General features: G+C 54.2%; 6 protein-coding genes and 2 rRNA genes (1 of these 8 running past the window's edge). 4 read left to right on the forward strand and 4 right to left on the reverse strand.

The genetic code is table 11. The annotated features are described in order from the left end of the window. Nucleotides 1–35 precede the first annotated feature (35 nt). Nucleotides 36–440 (forward strand): lysozyme inhibitor LprI family protein, encoded by a 405-nt coding sequence (locus KI231_RS20165; protein ID WP_213026149.1) that lies wholly within the window; start codon nucleotides 36–38, stop codon nucleotides 438–440. A 134-nt stretch (nucleotides 441–574) separates the two neighbouring features. On the opposite strand, the gene KI231_RS20170 is transcribed toward KI231_RS20165, so the two are convergent. Beyond that, nucleotides 575–742 (reverse strand): hypothetical protein, encoded by a 168-nt coding sequence (locus KI231_RS20170; protein ID WP_502937186.1) that lies wholly within the window; start codon nucleotides 740–742, stop codon nucleotides 575–577. Nucleotides 743–861: 119 nt separating this feature from the next. Between KI231_RS20170 and KI231_RS20175 the strand changes: the two genes are divergently transcribed. From KI231_RS20175 to KI231_RS20185, 3 genes are all read left to right on the forward strand, one after another. Next, entirely contained in the window at nucleotides 862–1,467 is a 606-nt protein-coding gene (locus tag KI231_RS20175) for a hypothetical protein (protein WP_213026150.1), read from the forward strand. 9 nt (nucleotides 1,468–1,476) lie between these two features. Continuing rightward, on the forward strand, nucleotides 1,477–1,683 hold the full coding sequence (locus KI231_RS20180; protein ID WP_213026151.1) for a helix-turn-helix domain-containing protein: 207 nt from the start codon (nucleotides 1,477–1,479) through the stop codon (nucleotides 1,681–1,683). Between the two features lie 85 nt (nucleotides 1,684–1,768). Next, nucleotides 1,769–2,440, forward strand: coding sequence for a hypothetical protein (locus KI231_RS20185; RefSeq protein WP_213026152.1), 672 nt, complete (start codon nucleotides 1,769–1,771; stop codon nucleotides 2,438–2,440). A gap of 54 nt (nucleotides 2,441–2,494) precedes the next feature. Here the strand turns inward: KI231_RS20185 and mrdA are convergent, their stop codons facing one another. From mrdA to KI231_RS20200, 3 genes are all read right to left on the reverse strand, one after another. Then, nucleotides 2,495–4,387, reverse strand: coding sequence for a penicillin-binding protein 2 (gene mrdA, locus KI231_RS20190; RefSeq protein ID WP_103305047.1), 1,893 nt, complete (start codon nucleotides 4,385–4,387; stop codon nucleotides 2,495–2,497). A gap of 223 nt (nucleotides 4,388–4,610) precedes the next feature. After that, nucleotides 4,611–4,726: ribosomal RNA gene (rrf, locus tag KI231_RS20195) — 5S ribosomal RNA — on the reverse strand. A 156-nt stretch (nucleotides 4,727–4,882) separates the two neighbouring features. Then, nucleotides 4,883–7,544: ribosomal RNA gene (locus KI231_RS20200) — 23S ribosomal RNA — on the reverse strand (it continues 232 nt past the right edge of the window).

The raw sequence follows: 7,544 nt of genomic DNA on the forward strand, positions 1-7,544 counted from the left end.
GTTCTGCACTTTCATCCGACACAGCGAGATTGTCCATGTCCCCACGCCTGCTTCTGGCCCTGACGCCTTTTCTGTTTACCCCCAGCGCCCACGCCGCCGTCGACTGTGCGAATGCCAGCGATCAGGCAACGATGAACCAGTGCGCCGGGCAGGATTACAAGGCGGCCGACAACGAGTTGAACGCGGTGTACAAGCAAATCAAAGAGCGCTTGAAAGACAATGCCGAGGCCACAAAACTGCTGGTTGATGCGCAGCGGGCGTGGATCGGCTTTCGTGACGCCGAATGCACGTTTTCGTCATCGGGGGTGACGGGCGGGAGTGTTTATCCGTTGGTTTACAGCAGTTGCCTGACCGGGGTGACCAAGGTGCGGATTGAGGCGCTAAAGCAGTATTTGAAGTGTGAGGAAGGTGACATGAGTTGCCCGGTACCCGGGGCCTGAATTTTCGCTGAATTCAAAGACCTCATCGCTGGCAAGCCAGCGATGGCATCAGCCTGGACGCCGCAAATTGCCGGATAAAATCTGCGCCGTGGTAATCGCCATCCCCCCTGGCAGCTTGATACTCCCCGTCTGCTTCATCGTCTCGGCGTCACCAGGTCAATGTTGAACAGGTCATACAGGCATTCGGCAGTCGCCGAGTCCTGCTTTTTGTCTATGAATTTCGCCGCAGTGTAGAGCAGTAAAAAATCATCGCGGTAAGTCTGTTGATTCCACTCTGGCGCGCGGTAGTTGGTGCGTTTCAAGTGGCGACCGGGATCAGCACGTCGACCTTGTCGACGGAGTACAATCATAATAATTTATTGCAATTCGATAATTAAACATCGAGAATCGGTTATCTGAACTGATATGGCAAGGAATTTTCATGAGTACTCGCATCGATGGCGCGGCGTTGCAGCGCATGCACTGGGTTGGATTGCTGGCGGCGATTCTCGTCTGGTTTCTGGGCGTCACTGAGGTCGGCGGTAGCGCAACGCTCTGGATGTTCAAAATGGATGAAATGCTCGCGGCCCTGCTCTACGCGTTCGCTGAAGGCTCGCCGCAATTGCTTGATCCGTTTGTCGAAGGCGCGCTGCTCGATCCCGCCACTTGGCTATCGCCACTGGCCACTGCCCTGATCGTCATTTTGGACTTCCTGCCCGTTCTGCTATCGGTCTACGCGTTATGGCTGACCGGTCTGTTTTTCCTGCGCCTGTCGCGTGGTGAAACCTGGACCGATCGCAATATCAGAGTCCTGTGGCGCGTGGGTGTGCTGTGCATCGTTTCTCCGGCAACCTATCCACTCGTAGAAACCTTGCAAGGTTTGGCGCTGTCCATAGACTTGCCTGCGGGAGAGCGCATTTTCAAATTCTCGATCGGCCTGTCTTCCACTTCCGCCTACGAAATTATCAAAGGCATTTTGCTCTGTTTGTTTTCAATTATCATGCGTGATGCAAAAGTCCTCAGCGATGAGCAAAGTCAATACATATAGAACAATATAATGACCATTATCGTCCGCCTTGACGTTGTCATGGCCACGCAAAAAATTCGCTCCAAAGAGTTAGCCGTTCTATTGGGCATCACCGAGGCTAATCTGTCATTACTGAAAAATGGCAAGGTCAAGGGGGTGAAGATGGCAACCCTGGACAAGCTCTGCGCTGCGCTCGATTGCCAGCCGGGCGATCTGCTGGAATATCAAAAAGACTGAGTCTTCGTTTCTACCCGCGATTAGTTTATTGCGGGTTCCAACCGTTTAATCCTTATTCATTCCTTATTAGCAAGGCGGCTATTGCATGTCCCGTTATTTCTTCTTCGCGCTGTTGTTGCTGACGGCGTTACTCAGCGGCTGCGCCACACAAATAGACGTGGCACTCAACGCAACACCCGATCCGGATTATCAATTCGACCGCAAGGCCACTGTACTGGTGACCTCTGCAGGCGGCAGCGATGAAAACGCACTTAATGCCCGTTACTATCTTCGCGATATGGTCAACGCGCTGAAAGACAGGGGGTTTCTGGAGGTGTATACCGACGCCAGCCTGCCGAGGAACCATGCACCGATCAAAATGACAGTCAGCCTTGATGTTGGCAGTCGACAGGTGACTTACCGCTACACCGCCACTGACTACGGGCAAGTGCCAACCAGTACCTCGACGGTGTGCAAGAACATCAAGAAAAAAGAAGATCGACTGATCTGTACCAGCAAGCCAAACACCACTTATGGCCCTGTGGGGACTTCGGAGCGAACCGGTTACACCACCCTCAGCACCTTCACCGCCACTGCCCGGGATGAAGTGAGCAAGCGCGCGGTCTACCTGCTCCGGGCTTCGTCCTACAACGATGACTGCCAAGCGGCCAAAGTCGAAGCCTTTCTGGTGGAACAAGGCCTGCAGAACCTCGACTTCCACGACCGTGTGCAACGCAACTACACGGTGACGATGCCCGAGGGTTATAGCTGCAAGTAGCCCGATGGCCGCTTCCCGGCACAGGCGCAAACTGTGTCGGGAAGCGGTTGCCGGCTAAACGTGCGGATCACCAGGCGCTTTGGTCGGCGCCGCGTATTGCGGCTTGAGATGGCCATCCGGATCGAGCAACCAGGCATCCATGATCTGCCGCACGACGGGGCCGGCCACCCGACCGCCCGCTTCACCGTTCTCGATCATCACCGAAATCGCGATCTTCGGATGTTCAGCCGGTGCGAAGCCGACGAACAAGGCGTTGTCGCGGTGGCGCTCAAGCGTTTTCTCGCGGTTGTAGCGCTCACCCTGCTTGATCGCGACGACCTGCGCCGTGCCGCTCTTGCCGGCGATGCGGTATTGCGCCCCTGCCGCTGCCGCACGAGCAATGCCACGGGCATCGTGCATCACCATCTGCATACCATGGTTGACCTGCTCCCAGTCGCGCGGATCCTTGAGGAGGATATTTGGCATCGGGTGCTCGTCGACCGGTGCGATGCCATCGACGGTCTTAGCCAAGTGCGGACGGTTCCACACGCCTTTGTTGGCGATCAACGCAGTGGCCTGTGCCAGTTGCAACGGTGTCACCTGCATGTAGCCCTGACCGATGCCGAGAATCACTGTCTCGCCCGGGAACCACGCCTGTCGCCGCGTCGCACGCTTCCAGGCCTGGGATGGCATCAGGCCGGGGGATTCTTCGAACATGTCCAGCGAGACTTTTTCGCCAAGGCCGAACATGGCCATGTAGTCATGCAGCCGATCAATGCCCAGCTTGTGCGCCAGGTCGTAGAAGTACGTATCGTTGGAGCGCATGATCGCCGCGTCCATGTCTACCCAGCCATCGCCACTGTGGTTCCAGTTGCGGTACTTGTGATCGAAGTCCGGGAGTTGGTAGTAGCCCGGGTCGAACACTCGGGTCTGCGGCGTGACAACTCCGGCATCGAGCCCGGCAATGGCCACTTCCGGTTTGATCGTCGAGCCCGGTGCGTACAAGCCGCGCAGCACGCGATTGAAGAGTGGCCGGTCGATGGAGTCGCGCAGCGCCGAATATTCCTTGGAACTGATACCGGTGACAAACAGATTCGGGTCAAAACTCGGGTTGCTGACCATTGCCAGCACTTCCCCGGTGGACGGATCGAGCGCCACGACTGAACCACGACGATCACCGAGAGCAGCCTCGGCCGCTTCCTGCAGTTTGACGTCGAGACTCAGGACAATGTTTTTACCCGGCACCGGGTCAGTGTGTTTAAGCACTCGCAACACACGGCCCTGGGCATTGGTTTCCACTTCTTCGTAACCGACGTGACCGTGCAACTGCGCTTCGTAAAAACGCTCGATGCCGGTTTTACCGATGGACTGGGTACCGCGATATTCAACCGAATCGAGCGTCTTGGATTCTTTCTCGTTGATTCGGCCGACATAACCGATCGAGTGGGCAAAGTGCGCACCGAGTGGGTAATCGCGGACGAACTGCGGTTCAACATCTAGACCTGGTAGACGAAACTCATTGACCGCTAATACGGCAATCTGCTCCTCGGTCAGTTCATAGAACAGCGTCACCGGCGTGAACGGATGACGGGACTGTTTCATGGCCTTATCGAAGACTGCGCGATCTTCGGCAGGCAAGTGGAGAAGATTGATGACCTCGTCCAGTTCCTGATTGACGTCCGTTGCGCGCTCGCGAGTGATGGTCAGATTGTAGCTGGGACGGTTATCGGCCAATAGCACGCCGTTGCGGTCGTAGATCAGTCCGCGTGTCGGCGGGATCGGCAAGACATGTACGCGATTGTTTTCAGAGATGGTCGAGTGGTAGTCGAACTCTACCACTTGCAGGATGTACAACCGCACCACCAGGGCACAGCTGATAGCGAAGACAAACAAGGCGCAGGCGATCAACCGCTTGTTGACCAGACGCGTCTCTTTTTCGTGATCCTTGATCGGGATTGGCTCAGGCATTTCTACAGCAACTCTTTGACATAAATGAGTGCCAATCCATAGGCATGACATCCGTCCGTGAAAAAACGAGCTGCACCATACCAAAAACTGCCCGGTCACTTCAGAACGTTTTTCCCCAATGGCAGCTCTGGTGACGACTGGACCCTCCGGGAATGAGGGAAAAACTTTCCTGCGGGCAAAACAAAACCCCAACTGCTTTCGCAATTGGGGTTTCGGAATTTAATCTTGACGATGACCTACTCTCACATGGGGAAACCCCACACTACCATCGGCGATGCATCGTTTCACTGCTGAGTTCGGGATGGGATCAGGTGGTTCCAACGCTCTATGGTCGTCAAGAAATTCGGGTACTGAGTCGTGACCAGATGGCCTCGCTTCAGCAAATTGGGTATGTGACAGCTGTCGGTGTTTTGTGAACATCGAACTTTCGGTTCGTTTCGTCTTCACACACCGCAATCTGGTCTCTTTTGAGTCTACAGATTGCTTGGGTGTTATATGGTCAAGCCTCACGGGCAATTAGTATTGGTTAGCTCAACGCCTCACAGCGCTTACACACCCAACCTATCAACGTCGTAGTCTTCGACGGCCCTTCAGGGAACTCAAGGTTCCAGTGAGATCTCATCTTGAGGCAAGTTTCCCGCTTAGATGCTTTCAGCGGTTATCTTTCCCGAACATAGCTACCCGGCAATGCCACTGGCGTGACAACCGGAACACCAGAGGTTCGTCCACTCCGGTCCTCTCGTACTAGGAGCAGCCCCTCTCAAATCTCAAACGTCCACGGCAGATAGGGACCGAACTGTCTCACGACGTTCTAAACCCAGCTCGCGTACCACTTTAAATGGCGAACAGCCATACCCTTGGGACCGGCTTCAGCCCCAGGATGTGATGAGCCGACATCGAGGTGCCAAACACCGCCGTCGATATGAACTCTTGGGCGGTATCAGCCTGTTATCCCCGGAGTACCTTTTATCCGTTGAGCGATGGCCCTTCCATACAGAACCACCGGATCACTAAGACCTACTTTCGTACCTGCTCGACGTGTCTGTCTCGCAGTCAAGCGCGCTTTTGCCTTTATACTCTACGACCGATTTCCGACCGGTCTGAGCGCACCTTCGTACTCCTCCGTTACTCTTTAGGAGGAGACCGCCCCAGTCAAACTACCCACCATACACTGTCCTCGATCCGGATAACGGACCTGAGTTAGAACCTCAAAGTTGCCAGGGTGGTATTTCAAGGATGGCTCCACGCGAACTGGCGTCCACGCTTCAAAGCCTCCCACCTATCCTACACAAGCAAATTCAAAGTCCAGTGCAAAGCTATAGTAAAGGTTCACGGGGTCTTTCCGTCTAGCCGCGGATACACTGCATCTTCACAGCGATTTCAATTTCACTGAGTCTCGGGTGGAGACAGCGCCGCCATCGTTACGCCATTCGTGCAGGTCGGAACTTACCCGACAAGGAATTTCGCTACCTTAGGACCGTTATAGTTACGGCCGCCGTTTACCGGGGCTTCGATCAAGAGCTTCGCGTTAGCTAACCCCATCAATTAACCTTCCGGCACCGGGCAGGCGTCACACCCTATACGTCCACTTTCGTGTTTGCAGAGTGCTGTGTTTTTAATAAACAGTCGCAGCGGCCTGGTATCTTCGACCGGCATGAGCTTACGGAGCAAGTCCTTCACCCTCACCGGCGCACCTTCTCCCGAAGTTACGGTGCCATTTTGCCTAGTTCCTTCACCCGAGTTCTCTCAAGCGCCTTGGTATTCTCTACCCAACCACCTGTGTCGGTTTGGGGTACGGTTCCTGGTTACCTGAAGCTTAGAAGCTTTTCTTGGAAGCATGGCATCAACCACTTCGTCATCTAAAAGATAACTCGTCATCAGCTCTCGGCCTTAAGATCCCGGATTTACCTAAGATCTCAGCCTACCACCTTAAACTTGGACAACCAACGCCAAGCTGGCCTAGCCTTCTCCGTCCCTCCATCGCAATAACCAGAAGTACAGGAATATTAACCTGTTTTCCATCGACTACGCTTTTCAGCCTCGCCTTAGGGACCGACTAACCCTGCGTCGATTAACGTTGCGCAGGAAACCTTGGTCTTTCGGCGTGGGTGTTTTTCACACCCATTGTCGTTACTCATGTCAGCATTCGCACTTCTGATACCTCCAGCAAGCTTCTCAACTCACCTTCACAGGCTTACAGAACGCTCCTCTACCGCATCATCCGAAGATGATACCCGTAGCTTCGGTGTATGGTTTGAGCCCCGTTACATCTTCCGCGCAGGCCGACTCGACTAGTGAGCTATTACGCTTTCTTTAAAGGGTGGCTGCTTCTAAGCCAACCTCCTAGCTGTCTAAGCCTTCCCACATCGTTTCCCACTTAACCATAACTTTGGGACCTTAGCTGACGGTCTGGGTTGTTTCCCTTTTCACGACGGACGTTAGCACCCGCCGTGTGTCTCCCATGCTCGGCACTTGTAGGTATTCGGAGTTTGCATCGGTTTGGTAAGTCGGGATGACCCCCTAGCCGAAACAGTGCTCTACCCCCTACAGTGATACATGAGGCGCTACCTAAATAGCTTTCGAGGAGAACCAGCTATCTCCGAGCTTGATTAGCCTTTCACTCCGATCCACAGGTCATCCGCTAACTTTTCAACGGTAGTCGGTTCGGTCCTCCAGTTAGTGTTACCCAACCTTCAACCTGCCCATGGATAGATCGCCCGGTTTCGGGTCTATTCCCAGCGACTAGACGCCCTATTAAGACTCGCTTTCGCTACGCCTCCCCTATTCGGTTAAGCTCGCCACTGAAAATAAGTCGCTGACCCATTATACAAAAGGTACGCAGTCACAGAACAAAGTCTGCTCCCACTGCTTGTACGCATACGGTTTCAGGATCTATTTCACTCCCCTCTCCGGGGTTCTTTTCGCCTTTCCCTCACGGTACTAGTTCACTATCGGTCAGTCAGTAGTATTTAGCCTTGGAGGATGGTCCCCCCATATTCAGACAAAGTTTCTCGTGCTCCGTCCTACTCGATTTCATGACCAAGAGATTTTCGCGTACAGGGCTATCACCCACTATGGCCGCACTTTCCAGAGCGTTCCGCTAATCTCAAAGCCACTTAAGGGCTAGTCCCCGTTCGCTCGCCACTACTAAGGGAAT

The sequence above is a fragment of the Pseudomonas sp. Seg1 genome (assembly GCF_018326005.1).
Taxonomy (GTDB): domain Bacteria; phylum Pseudomonadota; class Gammaproteobacteria; order Pseudomonadales; family Pseudomonadaceae; genus Aquipseudomonas.